Here is a 15,390-nt window from a genome sequence, read left to right on the forward strand (position 1 = left end):
TTAGCGGTAACGGACAGGGGCCTGGATGCGGAAGACCGCATAGGTTTCATATCGCGATTCATTGTCGGTTGGTGCTGTATAGCCATTATTCGTCTCCACCGCGCCGCGCAAAGCAAGGGATAGACGAGGCCGCGTCTCGCTCGCCTCTTCCAGGATCCATTCCAGCTCGCCGGACAGAACGTTTCTGTCAGGTGTGTCGCCGCCGCCGGTCAGAAGGTTCAAATTATAGTTCAGCGCGCCGTTAAGCGTGCCGGGAATGATTTCCGCATCGATATTGGCCAGCCAGTTCACCTGGCGGCTGGTGCGGGCGCTTTGCCGTTCTTCATAAATGCCGAATTGCAGTCCGCTCGTCAGGTTCAGCCGGTCACTCACCGCCCAGGAAGCGGAAATGTCGGTCAAGTCGTTGCGCGTATCGGAAAGCGCATCGGTGCGGTCTTCATAAACACTGTGGGTCTGGGTCAGCCCCCAGCTCCAAGGTCCGTAGTAAGAGCCGATCCCGCCATAAACGGTCCAGGTGTCGTTATCCGTATCGGGACCCTGATAGCCAATCGGCGTTTTGTCCCGGTCGATGCGCCCGCCCGATGCGCCGAATGTGAGATAGGGCTCGCCAAGCCAGGCAAGCTCCTCCTCATTCTCCCGCTCGATCTGCGGATAATAGGTGCCGCTCAAAGAGAGAAAACGCAGCCGCTCGGTCGGCAGGCCCGCCAGCCCGTCCACATTGTTGGTTTCATCACGGGCGGAAAAGTTGAGCGACATGCCGCCCGATTGGAGCTGGGCGAAGGCGCTCGCCCCTTCCTTATCCGCTGCCACGCCCGGATTACCGAGACTGCCGAAGAACGTGTCGATCTCGTACCAGTCCGCGCCCACGATCAGCGAGACCGGATCATCGCCCCAGGAGGTGCCGCGCAGCACATCGTAAGAGGCGCTGAGGAGCGTCGCCGAGGCGCTTTCTTCGGCAAGAGCGCCCTGGCCGTCCTCATCGAGGTTGGAGCGGGCATGTTCGCCCGCCAGCATCAAGCGCCCGTCCAGCCAGCGGGTTTCAAGACGGCCCGACCAGCCGTCCCCTTCGCCTGCCGTGCTCAAAGCTTCTTCCCCTTCCCCGAGCGGGGTGACGGAAAAATCCTGCGCTTCCTCGCCCGTATAATAAATGCCGGAAAGTTTCACCGTGCCAGGGCCGAGATCGAGCGCGCCGGTGCCGAGCGTGAAACCGCGCAAATGGCCCGAGCGCGACTGCTGGCCCAAAGGATCGCGCCCGCCAACCAGCGCTTCATCGGCAACGGAAAAAGCGGAGGCTTCAAGCCCGCCATCAAAACCCGAGACCCAGGCGGAAACGCCGCGGCGGAAATAATTCGACATGATAAGCGAACCCGTGGCGGGGCCATGATGACCAAGACGCAGGCCCGCCTTCAGACCGCCCGCCCCTTCCTCATCGCCGACGACGATATCGGCAAGATATTCGCCCGCATCGAGCACATTGCCCGTCAGCGAGAGCGCTTTTTCCGATTCCAAAAACGCATTGCCCGAAAAGCTGACCGAAACCCGGCCCTGCTGCGCCTCAAGCGCCAGCTGCGCAGCGCCCGAGAGCGCAGTCGGATCGGAGGAACGGGTGAGATTGTTGCTGGCAAGGCGGCGCCGGGCTTCCACATCCACCTGGCCCACAAGCGTCAGGTCGAGCGGGGAGGCACCTTCACCTTCCGGGCCGGCGCCCTGCGGGCCGCCCACTTCCACCTCCCATTCCCCCAGCACAAGCGGGGGCTCATCCTTACGCAGTTCATAAAGCCGCAGCGTGTGCGTGCCGGACGTGAGCGGGGAGACCGGCGCGTAAACAAGGCCGCTGCCGGAGATCGACAGGAGATCGGAAACATCCACCCGGTCGATCTCCAGCGCGAAGCGGCCCTGAAAATTTGAAATGACATCGGCGGAGAGCGCAAAGCGCAGCGGCTCGTCCGGCGCGTAGACAGTGCCCGCTTGCGGCGGAGCAAGCTGCGTCCCCTCCGCCATCGCCTGCCCCGAAAAGAAAAGAAGGGACACGCCTATCAGCGCCGCTTTGGCCCGGTTTTTCCGGAAAATCAGCCCTTTCCGTCCCGTGCGCTCATACAACTCGCTCACAAATCCGCTCACCCCCTGTTACGCGCTCGGTTTGTTTGTCGTTCACAGGAGCCCAAAGGTGAATGGAGCAAAACTACTCTATCGGCGCAGGCGGGCGCAGGGAGTATCCCTGAGAGAAGAAATTTTGAACCTTGCGGGCCGGCGGCGCGACTTAGCTCCTGAACATGGATCAACGCCCGCCTCCGGGCGCATTAGGGAAACAGAGAATGTCTAAGTTCACGCATGCAGCCCTGGCTGCCTCCATCGCCCTCGCCGCCAGTATCTCACCTGCCGCCGCGGGCAACATGATCGTGCAGGACGGCGTCCAATCGGTGGACCTGACCCCGGCACAGACGGTTTACACCGTCGAACTCAAGGAAATGTCCGACGGCACCAACATCAACGCCGCAAACGTTCAGGTTCTTACCGACAAAGTGACCTTCCGCGCCAGCGGCATGCTGGTATGCGAGAAGATTTCGGGCATTCGTCCGAACGCCCCCTTGGGCGCGTATATCGGCTTTGGCGCCTTCAACCCGACCTTCGGCGATGCCGGCGTCGTTCACAAAGCGGAATTCGAAACCGGTCAGAAATATTACAACAACTCTCAGAACAGCTGGGTCAACCATCCGGCGACGGTCGAAAATTGGGAAGTTCCGCTGAACAGTTTGAAGAATGCGGGCAAACCCACCTATGAGTTCGATGCCCTGAAAATCTTCAACGCCGAGATGCAGAAATTCATCGACAATGGCGGCACGAAGCTGGATTTCCTCAAGCAGGACCGCGTGATCGAAGTCGAGCGTTTCCTCAGCGTTTATACAGGCTGCAGAAAGCTGAACGGGCAGCTTGAGGTAACGAAGCTCGGCTACGGTACCGACGTCGAGCCCATCACCATGAAGATCAAGTACAAGGGCAATCCGAACCTGCTCAATCCTATCGCTGTCGCCGTCGCGCCGGGTGACAACAATCAGATCGATGCCGGCTACCAGCCGCTGAAGATCACCTATGCGGCGATCACGCCCTACGCGCCGACATATGTCGGCAAGTGCCCGGCCAACCTCAAGTTCCGGGTGCAAATCAAAGGCCAGGGCAAGGGGCACGTCAAATTCCGCGTGCATGGCAAGTCGGATGAAAGCTGGCTGACCGAGAACATGACGCAGGTCTACGAATCGGGCCCGCGGATTTTCAATGCGGCCGAAGGCGGCACGGACACGAACTTCTTCTATGAAGTTCCCTTCTCCGGCCAGGACGTACTCAACAAAACCATCAACCACCAGTTCCGCCTCGCCATTACGTGGAAGGACGAGAAGGCGAATACATATGAAACCCACTACCAGACCTTCGCCACGAAGGATTGGAAACGCCGCTGCACCCCGCAGGTGAATGTCGGTGTGGGCGGCGGCAATCCGGGCGGCATGAGCTATGACAACGGTCCGGGCGCCAATAATGCCGGGAGCCTGAATATCCAGGCGCAGCCCGTAGCGCCCAGCCTGCAAAAGGCTGCTCCCGCCGCCGCACAGCGCGGCGAGGCGAAACCCGCCCGCGCCCCGGCCGCACAGGCCCCGGCTCGCGCCACAACACCCGCTCGGGCCGCCCCTGCCCCGGCGGCCCCTGCCCCTGCCCGTGCGGCCCCGGCGCGGCAGACGGAGCCTGCCCCCACGCTCCAGGTCGCCCCGCTTACGGCAGAGCCCGCCCCCGCCCGCTCTGCCCGCTAAAAAGGCAAGCTGGCGAGACCGCAGGCAGGCCAAAGGTTCCCGGCTCTTCTTCTCCTGAAGAGCCGGGAACGGCTTGGCTTTTTCCCTTCCCACCCCTTAGACTTCACACAAGAGTGAGCGATGCGCACGCCCATTTGCTGCCTGATGCGAGAGGGCTTGATGTTTCAGGACACAGGTACGTTTGCCCTGCTTGAAAAGCTGCATACCCAAAGCGGGTTTCCGGCACTCTGGCAGACTTTCCGCACCCATATGGAAGAACGCTTCGGTTTCGGCACCGGCTATTACGGCGTGCTGGTTCTGCCGAACCATGAGGAAAACCGATTCCTGCCGCAGATGCGTAATTATTGCGATTTTCCCGAAGACTACCTCACGCATGTGCAAGAGGAAAAACCGCTCTGGGAAGCGGACCCCATCCTGCCTCATTGCCTGACGACGGGAGAGCCCGTCTCCTGGCGTACCTTGCGGCCTAAAACGCTCGAGCACGAATATGGAAGCGAGCTTTTGTCGGTCAATCACGACCTCGGCCTGCATAACGGCTTTGCCGTGCCCGTGGAGGGCCGCAACAAGAAATCCATGATCGGCCTGCATGCCCCTTATATGAGCGATAAAGATTTCGATGCGCTGATCGCCTCGCACGGGCGGGAAGTAACCGAATGTTTCAAGCTCATTCATCATGCCGTCGAAGCGGATGAAGAGCGCTATGCCCCGCTTGTCGGCCTGACACCGCGCGAGAAGGAATGTCTTTTATGGTCGGCGGCGGGACTTTCTTCCAAACGCATTGCCTTCAAACTCAGTCTCTCGCACCGAACTGTCGAAAATTGCCTTTTCAGAGCCCAGCGCAAACTCAAAGCGACCAACAAAAGCCATGCCGTCTATAAAGCCGTGGTGCTCGGCCTGATCCAGCCATAGCCTGCCCTGCCGCCGGGTTTTTGCGCTTTTTCACTCACCTAAACGTGATGGCGCCGCCTAACGGTTTTTAATCAAACGCCCTTTAAACCGGAAGATGGACTTCGGCATTGAGGGGGCGCATGTCAGCCAGCAGCATTTTCATGGAAGCGGCAAAAAAGGCGGTCTTCGGCTGTCTGGTTTTTTCTGCCGTGGCGCTTGTCCATTCCGCCTTTCTTACCCCCGATCTGTGGCTGCTCGGATTTTTCGGCGCCGCCATCACTCTCGTCATTGCCGAGCCTGAAAGCCGCTTCACCCAGCCGCGCGCGCTCCTCGGCGGTGTGCTGATTTCCTTTTGCTGCGGGCTGCTTGCCGCGCATTTTATGCCGGGGGAGCCCGCCGCCATCGTCACGGCCTGCTCGGCGGCGATCCTGCTGATGACGCTGCTCCGGGTTCAAAACCCGCCGGCGGGCGCGGCAGCGGCCATTGCGGCAAGCGGGACGTACGATTGGACGGCCCTTCTCGCGCCGACGGCAACGGGCATGATCATGATCGTTCTGGCGCATCAAGCCTGGAAACACCTGAACCATGCGAGGCTCTGACATGCAGATACAAGGCAATGCAGAACCTTCCGGCAACTACACCGCCGCGCTTCGAAAAAAAGCGGCGAAACGGCTGCACACGAAAGAAAAGCAACACGGAGCGCAAGAAAACGGAAACGGCATTACCCAACTTTTCGGACTGCTCAACAAGGTCTCTCAAATCGCGCAAGGCACGGAAGATCTCGACGAAGCCATTTCCCGCACACTGAAAGAGGTTTGCCTTTATACGGATTGGCCGATCGGCCATGCCTATCATGCCGGCACGGACGGAGCGGGAGAGGCGCGCTCTTCCCGGCTCTGGTCGCTCGATGCGAGCATCGACCGGGCGCGCATGAGCGAATTTGTTTCGATTTCCGAGGAAACCGTTTTTGCCCCCGGCAAAGGCATGATCGGCAAGGTGATGGAGACAAAAGAACCCGTCACCATCGAAGACGTGACCGTTCTTGACACGTTTCTGCGGGCAGGCCCGGCCCGGCAGAACGGCGTGAAGGGATGCTTCGCTTTTCCCGTGCTGTTCGAAAACCGCCCGCGCATCGTGCTGGAATTTTTCAGCCGGGAGCCCGCCGCGCTCGATGGCACCACGCTGGAGATCATGCGTTTTGTGGGCAATCAGCTCAACATGATCCTGACCCGCATGGCGCATCGGGAACGGCTCGGCGACATCGCCCATTCCTTCGAAGGAACGGTGAAAGGCGCGGTCGAAAAAACGGAACATTACATCAAGGCGCTGGAAGAAAATGCCCGTTTGCTCTGCGAGAGCCTCACCGCCTCGCGGAAAAATGCCAGGGACGCGGCAGAAAGTTCCGAAGAAACGGCGCAAAGCGTGCAAACCGTTGCAAGCGCCGTCGAGGAAATGTCCGCCAGCATCAACGAGATTGCCAGTCAGGTGCAGCGCAGCACCTCGCTGATCCTGCACTGTGCGGATAAGGTGCTCGAAGCCTCTAACCGGGCGCAAACCTTGAACAGCGCCACGGTAAAGGTGGAAGGGGCGCTTGAGGAAATCACCGCCATTTCCGGCAAGGTGAAACTGCTTTCCATGAATGCCCGGATCGAGGCGGCGCGCGCCGGTGTTCATGGTCAAGGCTTCAGCGTCGTGGCAAATGAAGTGAAGGAGCTATCCGGGCAGACGGAAGCCTCGGTCGAAACGATCTCTCAAATCGTGCGGGAAATGAACGGGGCGACGCGGGAGATGCTGGCCGCCATGGGCGAGACAACCCGCTCCATCGAAGAGATTTCCGCCGCCTCGCAAACCATCGATACGGCGCTCGAAGAACAATCATCGACGACGAATGAAATCGCCGCCGCCATGCAGCAGACCGCGCTGTCGGTGACGCATATCTCGGCCAATCTTCGCAGCATCGATGAAAGCGTGGAACGCTCGGCGGAAGCGGCAGGCGAGATGTCCGGCAAATGCAGCGCGCTGGCGGGCGAGGCGGAGACGCTTTCGCGGAACGTGGAGACGTTTCTCGGCGAAATCGGCAACTGAGAAAACACGGGCTTAAGCGGGGATCAGCCGCCGGATGCGCCCGAAACTGCCCGGCTTTTTGACAAGGTCGGCAAGCGTGTACTCATCGAGCACGCCAAGAAATGCGCTCAAGGCCTCCTCGAGCGGGCCTTTGAGGCCGCAGGCCGGGGCAATGCGGCAGGTGTTCTTGGCAGGATCGAAACATTCCACCAGCGCAAAACTATCTTCGCAGGCGCGCACCACCGCGCCGAGAGAAATCTCCTCCGGTGCCCGCCCCAGCCGCAAGCCGCCGCCCCGTCCGCGCAGGCTTTCCACGAAACCGTTTTGCGCCAGGGTCTGGGCGACTTTCATCATGTGATTGCGCGAAATCTCATAACGGCGGGCCACCTCCTCGATCGTGTGAAGCGCGTCCGGCTCCACCGCGAGCAGCATGAGAAGACGCAGCGCATAATCGGTATGGCGGGTAAGGTGCATGGCTCCGGCCCAAAGATGTATCTGATATCTTTATATAGAACCGCCGCGCATGTGCGCCAATGGCACAAATTGGCGCGCCCTTAAAAACCCAGAAAAGGAAGCCCTGAAACGGCGGCCTCTAGCCGTGATCGTGCTCCGTGTTGCGCGGGTCCATCATACCTTCCTTCACCCAATAATGGATGAGGAGCACATTGACCGGATAAGCGGCGAGAAGCCCGAGCGTCAAGGAGGTGATGAGCGAGGACCAGAAAAGCGGCTCGGCCATAGTGGCCGATCCGGCGAGGTAAAGATCGGCGCCGATGGCCACGATTTCCATCACCGCGATGCTGGGCGTTTCGGCAAGAAAGGCATCCCAAAGCGCGGTCTTGAGGGTCACGCCTTCCTGCATCAGGGGACCGACCGTCAGCGCATAACCGGCCGCGTAAGCCAAACAGAACGTGATCCCGGCAACCCAGTAATTGGACAGCGCGAGAAGGCCCGCCGCAATCGTGATGCCGGCGATCTCACCCATACCGCAGCCCGAATAACAATGGGCAACGGAGCGGAAAGAGCGGCGCCAAAGGGTGTCCCGGGCAATTTCCTTGCGCCCTGTCAGATAGTAAACGGCAAGCCCAAGCGGCCCTGAATAGACGACCGTCAGTGCCCAAACCACTTTCATCAGCGGCATGAGATGGGCATTGCGCGTGCGCAAATCATAAATCGTCCAAATCAGACAGGGCAGCATGAGCGTGGCCCACACGATGAGCACCAGAGGATCGGAGAGGGTATTCGTCAGGCTTTCCATAACAGGGCAAATATCGCTTGTGTGATCGAAAAAGCAGATGTTCCGCTTTCTTTTAAACGCTTGCCGCCCGCACCCGTTCCTTCCGCGTTTTCCGCTCCTGCGCCAGGACACTTGGCATCCAGACCGGACAATCAGCCCGAAAATGCCGGTTTTCATTCTTAGGCTCCTCCCGCTCCCCTGATCGCGGCTTTGCGGAACTCAACTCTTCCTTACGCAAATGCGTGTTGACAGGACAGGCTTCCATCCCCAGTTTATATATTATGATTATCATATTTAGAATTGCGCCGCCCGGTGCGGGGCATTTCGCTGCGGCAACACTTAACGGTCAACACTCAACGGTCAGGGGATGCCATCTTGAAAAGCGAACTCGATATCATGCTGACGGTGGACGGTGCCGAGGAGCGCACCACGGTCGAGCCGCGCATGCTGCTCATTCAGGCGCTGCGGGAGAAACTGGGCGTTAAGGGCCCGCATATCGGCTGTGAAAGCGGACGCTGCGGCGCCTGCACAGTGCTCGTTAACGGCGAAGCGGTGAAATCCTGCATGATGCTGGCAGCGCAGGCCGACGGGGCCAAGATCACCACCGCCGCCGGCCTTGCCGCAGAAGACGGCACGCTGCATCCTCTGCAGCAGGCTTTCCACGAGCATCACGCCCTGCAATGCGGCTATTGCACGCCCGGCATGCTCTGCGCGGCCATGGACCTGCTCAAAACCAACCCCAAACCGAATGAAAACGATGTGCGCCAGGCGCTGCGCGGCAATCTGTGCCGCTGCACCGGCTATCAACACATTGTCGATGCGGTTTTGAGCGCCGCCGGAACCCTTGGCAGCGGCGCCAGCGCCGTGAAAGGAGCCGCAGAATGAATGCTCCCGATCTGAACACCGCACAGCGCGCCGAAACGGGCAAACATACCGGCAAAGCCATGCGCCGGATGGAAGATATGCGCTTTCTGACGGGGCGCGGGCGCTATGTCGACGACATCACGCTGCCCCGGCAGCTTTACGCCCATTTCATCCGCTCGCCCCATGCCCATGCACGTATTCTGAAAATCAACACGGAAGCGGCCCTTGCCGTTTCCGGTGTCAAAGGCGTTTACAGCGCGGAAGATTTGCACGGCACGCGCGATGTGCCGCCCAATTGGGTGCTGCCCGGCTCGCAGGTCAAAGGCCGCCCGGCGCTTGCCCGGGAGATTGTGCGCCATGTCGGCGAATGCGTTGCCGTGGTGCTGGCGGAAAGTCCGGAAGCGGCCGCGGACGCGGGCGCGCTGGTCGATGTGGCCTACGACCCGCTGCCCACGGTTTTCAGCGCATCCGATGCCTTGAAAGAAAACGCCCATAAAGTGCATGGCGATCTGCCAGGCAATATCGCCACCACCTTCAAAACCGGAAATGGCGGCTATGAGGAGGCGCTTGAAAAAGCCGGCCGGGAAATTGCTTTCAGCCTGCGCAATCAGCGCCTTGTGCCCTTCCCCATCGAGGGACGGGCGGTCAATGCGGATTTCGACCCGGCAACGGAGCGGCTGACCTTTTATACCGCGCACCAAATCCCGCATATGCTGCGGCGGATGCTGGCCGGCGCCCTCGGCTTTCCCGAGCACAAGCTGCGCGTCATCTCGCCGGATGTGGGCGGCGGCTTCGGCCCTAAAATGCACTTCTATCCTGAAGAACTGACGCTGGCGCGGCTCTCCTGCCTGCTGAAGCGGCCCGTGAAATGGACCGAACGGCGCAGCGAAAACGTAGCCGCAACCACCCATGGGCGCGACCATGAGATGGAGGTGCGTGTTGCCGTGCAAAATGACGGCAAGGTGCTGGGCCTCAAACTCGACTCCAAGGCCAATGTCGGCGCCTATCTTTCTTCCATGGGCACGGGCGTACCGACGATCAATGTGGCGCTCTTCGCGCTTGGGGTTTACGCCATTCCCCATTCCGACGTGACGATCACCTGCGCCTATACCAATACGACGCCGGTCGATGCGTACCGCGGCGCGGGCCGGCCGGAAGCGGCTTACATGATCGAGCGGGTGATGGACCGCGTGGCGCTGGAGTTGGGGCTCGACCCTGCCGAGACGCGCAAACGCAATTTCGTTCAGCCCGACCAGATGCCTTATGCGCAGCCGACGGGCACGACGCTCGACACCGGCGAATATGCGATGACGCTCGATCTTGCGCTGAAAAATGCTGGCTACGAGGGTCTGCGCAAAGAGCAGGAAGAGGCGCGCAAAAAGGGCCGCTATCTCGGTATCGGTTTTTCCAATTACACCGAAACCTGCGGCATGGGGAACGGCTATCTTCTTCAGTTCGTGGGCTTTGATCGCGGCGGCTATGAAAGCGCCGTCGTGCGCGTGCACCCGGACGGACGGGCGACGGTCTTGTCCGGCTCGCACAGCCACGGCCAGGGCCATGTGACGACTTTCGCCCAGATCGCGGCGGACGAGCTTGGCATTGCGCCGGAACAGATCGAAGTGCTGCAGGGGGACACGGACATGATCCCCTTCGGCATCGGCACGTTCAATTCCCGCTCCGTGCCCGTCGGCGGGAGCGCGGTGAAAGTCGCCGCAGGCCGCGTTGCCGCAAAGATGCGGCGCATTGCAGCTCACCTTCTGCAATGCGAGCCTGAAAAAGTGCTGGTCGAGGACGGCATTTTCAAAGCTGCGGACGGCAATGGCACAGTGACCGTCGAACGGGTCGCTCATGCCGCCTGGACCGGGCACGACATGCCATATGAAATGGGGATCGGGCTTGAAGAAACCGAATTCTTTCACCCGCAATCCATGTCCTCACCTTACGGCGCGCATATCGCGCTTGTGGAGGTCGATCCTGAAACCGGCGAGGTGGAACTGAAGCGCTATATTGCGGTCGATGATTGCGGCGTCATCATCAACCCGCTGCTTGCCCGCGGCCAGGTACATGGTGGGCTTGCGCAAGGTATCGGCCAGGCGCTTTACGAGGATGCGGGCTTCGATGCGCAAGGCCGCCCTGCGCTCGAGCCTTCCATTCCCCGCTTCGACATGCTGCCGCGTTTCGAAACGGACCATACCGTCACTCCCACCCCGACCAATCCGCTGGGCGCCAAAGGGCTTGGTGAGGCCGGCGCCATCGGCGCGCCGCCCGCCATTGTCAATGCGGCCATCGATGCGCTTTGGAGCCTCGGCGTACGCGCACTCGACATGCCGCTAACGCCCGAACGGGTTTTGACGTCCATCCGCAACGCGGCCAATAAGGAGACAGAGGTATGATTCCGGCAGCTTTCGATTACGCCCGTCCGGCAACCCTTGAAGAAGCAGCCTCCCTTCTGTCCCAAGAAGGCGGCGCGGCGCTTCTGGCCGGAGGACAGAGCCTTATCACGGAACTCAAACAGCGCCGGGCGAGCCCGCGCGCTGTGATCGACCTCAATTCTATTACCGAGCTGTCGGCCATCGAGCACGGGCCGGACGGGGTGCGCATCGGCGCCATGGTGCGCCAGGCCGAGCTCCTGCGCGATGGAACCGTGCAAAAGCGCCTGCCCCTTTTGTGCGAAACGGGAGCAGCGGCGGGCGATCCGATGATCCGCCGTCTCGGCACGCTGGCCGGCGCGCTTTGCGAGGCCGAACCCGGCGGCGACTGGGTGGCGGCGGCCCTTGCCCTTGAAGCGGAAGTCGAGATTTACGGCAAAGGCAGCACGCGCCGCCTCTCCGCCGCCGACTTCGTGACCGGCACCAAACCGGCAGGCGGACTGCAAGGCGAGATCGTGACGGCAGTACATCTGCCTTACCAAAAAAAAGACAGCCGCAGCACCTACCGCAAGGTGAAACACAATGCCGTGGGCTGGAGCATCGCGAGCGCCGCGATTAGTCTGGAGCCCGGCGAAGGCGGTGCCTGCCGGAAAGCGCGCATTGCGGTGAGCGGCGCGCCCTCTCATCCGCAGCGCCTGCCCGCACTCGAGGCCGCGCTTACCGCCGGACCTTATGAGGCGGAACACCTTCGCGCCGCCATCGAGGAGGCGCTCGACGGGCTCACCTTCAGGGGCGATCACTATGCCTCCGCCGATTACCGGCGCACGCGCCTTGGCATCCTTCTATCCAGAACGCTTCAAGAGCTGCTTGCCGCTTGAAGCCCATAATAAACGGAGAAACGCTTATGAGTTCCGAACCTCTCATCGCGCGGGAAGTACGCGGGTCGATCACGACTTTGACCATGCTCTACCGGCCTTACAATCTGATCGGCACGAAGCTGATGGATGCGCTTCTGGATGAGCTGAAAGTGGCGGAAGAAGCCGGTGCGCGCGCCATCATCCTGCGCAGCGGGCTGCGGCACTTCTCCGCCGGCGCGGATCTGGAATATTTCGAAACCCGCGTGGGCACGCCCCCTGCCGATGGCGATAAAGACGCAAAACAAGCGGGCCGCGCCAATACTTATACGATCGACTTCCTGCAGCGCCTTGAAACGCTGCCCATTCCGATCATCGCAAGCCTGCACGGGGTCTGCCTTGGCGGCGGGCTGGAGCTGGCGCTTGCCTGCGATTACATCATTGCCGCTTCCTCCACCAAAATCGGCTCGGTGGAAGTCACGCTCGGCCTTCACCCCTTGATGGGCGCCATTCAGCGCCAGGTGCAACGCATCGGCGTTGCCCGCGCCAAGGAAATGTCGATGCTGGGCCGGCGCTACGACGCCGCAACGCTGGAACGCTGGGGCCTCATCAACCTTTCCGTGCCGGACGACAAGCTTGAGTCCGTGACCTGGACCATTGCCGAGGAATTCGCCCATGGGCCGACGGTGGCCCATGCCGCCACGAAGAAGCTTGCCTATATCGCCGCTAATGAAGGCGTGCGGGCGGCGGATGAGGCAATGACGGACATCCAGAAACCCATCTGGAAATCGGAAGATTTGAAAATCGGGCTCAAGGCATTCCGTAAGAACGGGCCGGGCGCTGCACGTTTCGAGGGGCGTTGATCAATGAGTGGACCGCTTGCAGGATTGAAAGTCGTCGATTTCTCCCGCGTTCTGGCAGGGCCGTTTTGCGCGCGCACCCTGATGGATCTCGGCGCGGACGTAATCAAAGTCGAACCGCCCCGCCCGGATGTGACGCGCTTTGCCATGCCGACCCATGGTGATATGTCCGGCTATTACGCCCAGCAGAATGCGGGCAAACGCAATGTCAGCATCGATCTGAATGTAGCTGAAGGCCGCCAGCTCGCGCTGCGGCTTTGCGACGATGCCGATATCATCGTGGAAAACTTCCGCGCCGGCACGCTCGGCTTTTTCGGCCTTGATTATGAGACCGTCGCGGCGCGCAACCCGCGCATCATCTACGCCTCCATCACCGGTTACGGCCAGCACGGGCCCTGGCGCGGGCGCATGGCTTATGCCCCGACCGTGCAGGCGGAAGCCGGCTTTACCGCCAACAGTCTTGCCCATTACGGCGAGGCGCTGAGCGGGTTGAAGACGGACAGTCTTTCCCATGCCGATGTTTATTCCGGGCTGCAGGCGACCGTTGCTATTCTCGCCGCGCTTCACAAGCGCAAAGAGACGGGACGCGGGCAATATATCGATGTCGCCATGGCCGCCACGCTGCTCGCCATCAACGAGCGGGCGCATGTGGACCTGACGGATATCGATCTCGGGCCCGAACCTGCGGTGCTCGGCGCAACGGACTGTCCCTTCTTCGAGGGACCGAACGGGGAGACCTTCACCGTCGCCACCAGCATGATCGGCTCCTTGACGTTCCGCTTCTACCTGTCGGCCATGCGCCGCCCGGACCTTGCCAAGGATCCGCGCTTTGCCACGGCCGAGGCCCGCCAGCAGAACTACGCCGCGCTGCATGAGATCATCCAGACCTGGATCCTCACCTTCCCGGATATGGAAAGCCTCGACGCGCAGCTCGACGAAGCCAAGATCGCCATGGGCGAGGTGCGCAGCATGCGCGAGCTGGCGGACAGTGAATGGGCGGAGTATTGGGGCGCGGTGCGCGAAGTGCCCGACCGGCATGGCGGCACCTACCGCATTCCGGGTCATCCCTGGCACTTCTCCGACGAAGAACTGCCGGAGACGGGCGCCCCTGCGCTGCAGGGCGAGCATAACCGCTCGATCTTCGCCTCGCTGGGCTACAAGGACACGGAGATCGAAGCCTTTTACAAGGCAGGCGCTCTGGTCGATGCCCCGCCGCTGCCCGGCGCGGCAAAGAAACCCGCTCCCAAGCTGGACGCCGAAAAAACCGCCGCGCCGAAAGCCGGTGAGAGCAAAACGCCCGCCCAAGCCAAGGCGAGCTCCTGATGGCGGGGCCTCAAGGCAGCACGACACCGGAAACATGCCTTCGCGCCGGGTCCTTCGTGCCCGGCGCGGACGGCTCCGGCTTTTCTCTTGCCAATCTGCCCTACGGCGTCGCCGCTGCGAAAGAAGGCGGCACGCATCTCGTGGTGGCCATCGGCGAGCGGGCGCTCGACCTTCATGCGCTTGCAGGCACCGGGCTCTTGGATGAGTTAAAGCTTGATCCTGCAATCTGGCAGGACACGTCGCTCAACGGGCTGCTGAGCTACGGGCCGCAAGAACACGCGGCGTTGCGGGCGCGGCTGCAATTTCTGCTCTCGCGCGAAAACGAAGAGGCGCGCGCGCCTCTCGAAGCGGCACTCCTCAAGCAGGAGAGCCTTCAACTGCTTTGCCCGCTCGCACCCGGCGACTTCATCGATTTTTATTCCTCTTATCATCATGCCGCCCGCTCGATGAAAGCGATCCGCCCGGACGCGGAGCTGCACCCCAACTGGACGCAGATGCCAGTCGGCTATCACAGCCGCACCGGCACGATCTGCGCGAGCGGCGAGCAAATCATCCGCCCCCATGGACAGTCATTCGCCAAAGGCGCGCCGCGCTTTGCCCCCTCCCGCGCGCTCGATTTCGAAGCGGAGATCGGTTTCGTCATGTGCGGGCAAACAGGTCAGGGTACGCGCATCGCTGCGCAAGATTTTCCTGAGCATGTCTTCGGCCTCGTGCTGCTGAACGATTGGAGCGCGCGGGATTTTCAGGGCTGGGAAAGCACGCCGCTCGGCCCCTTCCTCGCCAAGTCCTTTGCCACACAGGTGGGCGCTTGGGTCGTGCCGCTGGCAGCGCTCGGTCTTTCCCGCCGGCGCAACCGCTCACAAGAAGAAGCGCTTTCCTATCTGCGCCATGACGAGGCCTTTTCTTACGAAATCGATATGGAAGTGGCGCTGCGCTCCGCCGCCATGCGGGAATGCGGGGCGGAGGCGCAGACCATCGCGCGGATGGATTTTGCCGAGATGTATTGGGACGGCGCGCAGCAGCTGGCCCATTTGACCGCGAACGGCGCTTCCACAAGGCCCGGCGATCTTTACGGCTCGGGCACCGTCTCGGGGCCGAATGAGGATGGCTGCGGCTGTCTTCTGGAAGCAA

General features: G+C 61.3%; 13 protein-coding genes. 10 read left to right on the forward strand and 3 right to left on the reverse strand.

Features of this window, described 5'->3' with window-relative positions:
- Entirely contained in the window at positions 1-2,109 is a 2,109-nt protein-coding gene (locus M2A_RS15555; RefSeq protein ID WP_156101786.1) for a hypothetical protein, read from the reverse strand.
- A 206-nt stretch (positions 2,110-2,315) separates the two neighbouring features.
- Between M2A_RS15555 and M2A_RS15560 the strand changes: the two genes are divergently transcribed.
- From M2A_RS15560 to M2A_RS17615, 4 genes are all read left to right on the forward strand, one after another.
- Positions 2,316-3,800: a hypothetical protein gene (locus M2A_RS15560; protein ID WP_045449395.1), complete on the forward strand. Its 1,485-nt coding sequence runs from the start codon at positions 2,316-2,318 to the stop codon at positions 3,798-3,800.
- Between the two features lie 159 nt (positions 3,801-3,959).
- On the forward strand, positions 3,960-4,709 hold the full coding sequence (locus M2A_RS15565; RefSeq protein WP_045449398.1) for a helix-turn-helix transcriptional regulator: 750 nt from the start codon (positions 3,960-3,962) through the stop codon (positions 4,707-4,709).
- A 119-nt stretch (positions 4,710-4,828) separates the two neighbouring features.
- On the forward strand, positions 4,829-5,287 hold the full coding sequence (locus M2A_RS17610; protein ID WP_052379551.1) for an HPP family protein: 459 nt from the start codon (positions 4,829-4,831) through the stop codon (positions 5,285-5,287).
- A gap of 1 nt (position 5,288) precedes the next feature.
- Entirely contained in the window at positions 5,289-6,773 is a 1,485-nt protein-coding gene (locus M2A_RS17615) for a methyl-accepting chemotaxis protein (protein ID WP_052379552.1), read from the forward strand.
- Between the two features lie 12 nt (positions 6,774-6,785).
- On the opposite strand, the gene M2A_RS15580 is transcribed toward M2A_RS17615, so the two are convergent.
- Both M2A_RS15580 and M2A_RS15585 read right to left on the reverse strand, forming a co-directional pair.
- On the reverse strand, positions 6,786-7,226 hold the full coding sequence (locus M2A_RS15580) for an Rrf2 family transcriptional regulator (RefSeq protein WP_045449401.1): 441 nt from the start codon (positions 7,224-7,226) through the stop codon (positions 6,786-6,788).
- A gap of 118 nt (positions 7,227-7,344) precedes the next feature.
- Positions 7,345-8,010, reverse strand: a complete 666-nt coding sequence (locus M2A_RS15585) for a DUF4396 domain-containing protein (RefSeq protein WP_045449403.1) — start codon at positions 8,008-8,010, stop codon at positions 7,345-7,347.
- A 354-nt stretch (positions 8,011-8,364) separates the two neighbouring features.
- Here M2A_RS15585 and M2A_RS15590 point away from each other — a divergent pair, with 354 nt between their 5' ends.
- The 6 genes from M2A_RS15590 to M2A_RS15615 all read left to right on the forward strand — a co-directional run.
- Positions 8,365-8,874 (forward strand): (2Fe-2S)-binding protein, encoded by a 510-nt coding sequence (locus M2A_RS15590; RefSeq protein ID WP_369384826.1) that lies wholly within the window; start codon positions 8,365-8,367, stop codon positions 8,872-8,874.
- Positions 8,871-11,246 carry a xanthine dehydrogenase family protein molybdopterin-binding subunit gene (locus M2A_RS15595; RefSeq protein WP_045449405.1) on the forward strand — a complete coding sequence of 792 codons (2,376 nt, stop codon included), beginning with the start codon at positions 8,871-8,873 and terminating at the stop codon, positions 11,244-11,246. The genes M2A_RS15590 and M2A_RS15595 overlap by 4 nt, the downstream gene beginning before the upstream one ends.
- A complete protein-coding gene (locus M2A_RS15600) occupies positions 11,243-12,100 on the forward strand; it encodes an FAD binding domain-containing protein (RefSeq protein ID WP_045449408.1) in 858 nt (285 codons plus the stop codon). The genes M2A_RS15595 and M2A_RS15600 overlap by 4 nt, the downstream gene beginning before the upstream one ends.
- Before the next feature lie 26 nt (positions 12,101-12,126).
- Complete coding sequence (locus tag M2A_RS15605) at positions 12,127-12,939, forward strand: enoyl-CoA hydratase/isomerase family protein (protein WP_045449411.1); 813 nt, start codon at positions 12,127-12,129, stop codon at positions 12,937-12,939.
- A gap of 3 nt (positions 12,940-12,942) precedes the next feature.
- On the forward strand, positions 12,943-14,259 hold the full coding sequence (locus M2A_RS15610; RefSeq protein ID WP_045449414.1) for a CaiB/BaiF CoA transferase family protein: 1,317 nt from the start codon (positions 12,943-12,945) through the stop codon (positions 14,257-14,259).
- On the forward strand, positions 14,259-15,390 hold a 1,132-nt coding region (locus M2A_RS15615; protein WP_052379553.1), incomplete at its 3' end, for a fumarylacetoacetate hydrolase family protein. The genes M2A_RS15610 and M2A_RS15615, both read left to right, overlap by 1 nt.

It is taken from the genome of Tepidicaulis marinus (genome assembly GCF_000739695.1).
In the GTDB taxonomy this organism is placed as follows: Bacteria; Pseudomonadota; Alphaproteobacteria; order Parvibaculales; family Parvibaculaceae; genus Tepidicaulis; species Tepidicaulis marinus.

Bases quoted from the DNA above. Each gene is read 5' to 3' on its own strand.
- M2A_RS15560 (WP_045449395.1), top strand. From the start codon at position 2,316: ATGTCTAAGTTCACGCATGCAGCCCTGGCTGCCTCCATCGCCCTCGCC.
- M2A_RS15565 (WP_045449398.1), top strand. From the start codon at position 3,960: ATGTTTCAGGACACAGGTACGTTTGCCCTGCTTGAAAAGCTGCATACC.
- M2A_RS17610 (WP_052379551.1), top strand. From the start codon at position 4,829: ATGTCAGCCAGCAGCATTTTCATGGAAGCGGCAAAAAAGGCGGTCTTC.
- M2A_RS17615 (WP_052379552.1), top strand. From the start codon at position 5,289: ATGCAGATACAAGGCAATGCAGAACCTTCCGGCAACTACACCGCCGCG.
- M2A_RS15580 (WP_045449401.1), bottom strand. From the start codon at position 7,226: ATGCACCTTACCCGCCATACCGATTATGCGCTGCGTCTTCTCATGCTG.
- M2A_RS15585 (WP_045449403.1), bottom strand. From the start codon at position 8,010: ATGGAAAGCCTGACGAATACCCTCTCCGATCCTCTGGTGCTCATCGTG.
- M2A_RS15595 (WP_045449405.1), top strand. From the start codon at position 8,871: ATGAATGCTCCCGATCTGAACACCGCACAGCGCGCCGAAACGGGCAAA.
- M2A_RS15600 (WP_045449408.1), top strand. From the start codon at position 11,243: ATGATTCCGGCAGCTTTCGATTACGCCCGTCCGGCAACCCTTGAAGAA.
- M2A_RS15605 (WP_045449411.1), top strand. From the start codon at position 12,127: ATGAGTTCCGAACCTCTCATCGCGCGGGAAGTACGCGGGTCGATCACG.
- M2A_RS15610 (WP_045449414.1), top strand. From the start codon at position 12,943: ATGAGTGGACCGCTTGCAGGATTGAAAGTCGTCGATTTCTCCCGCGTT.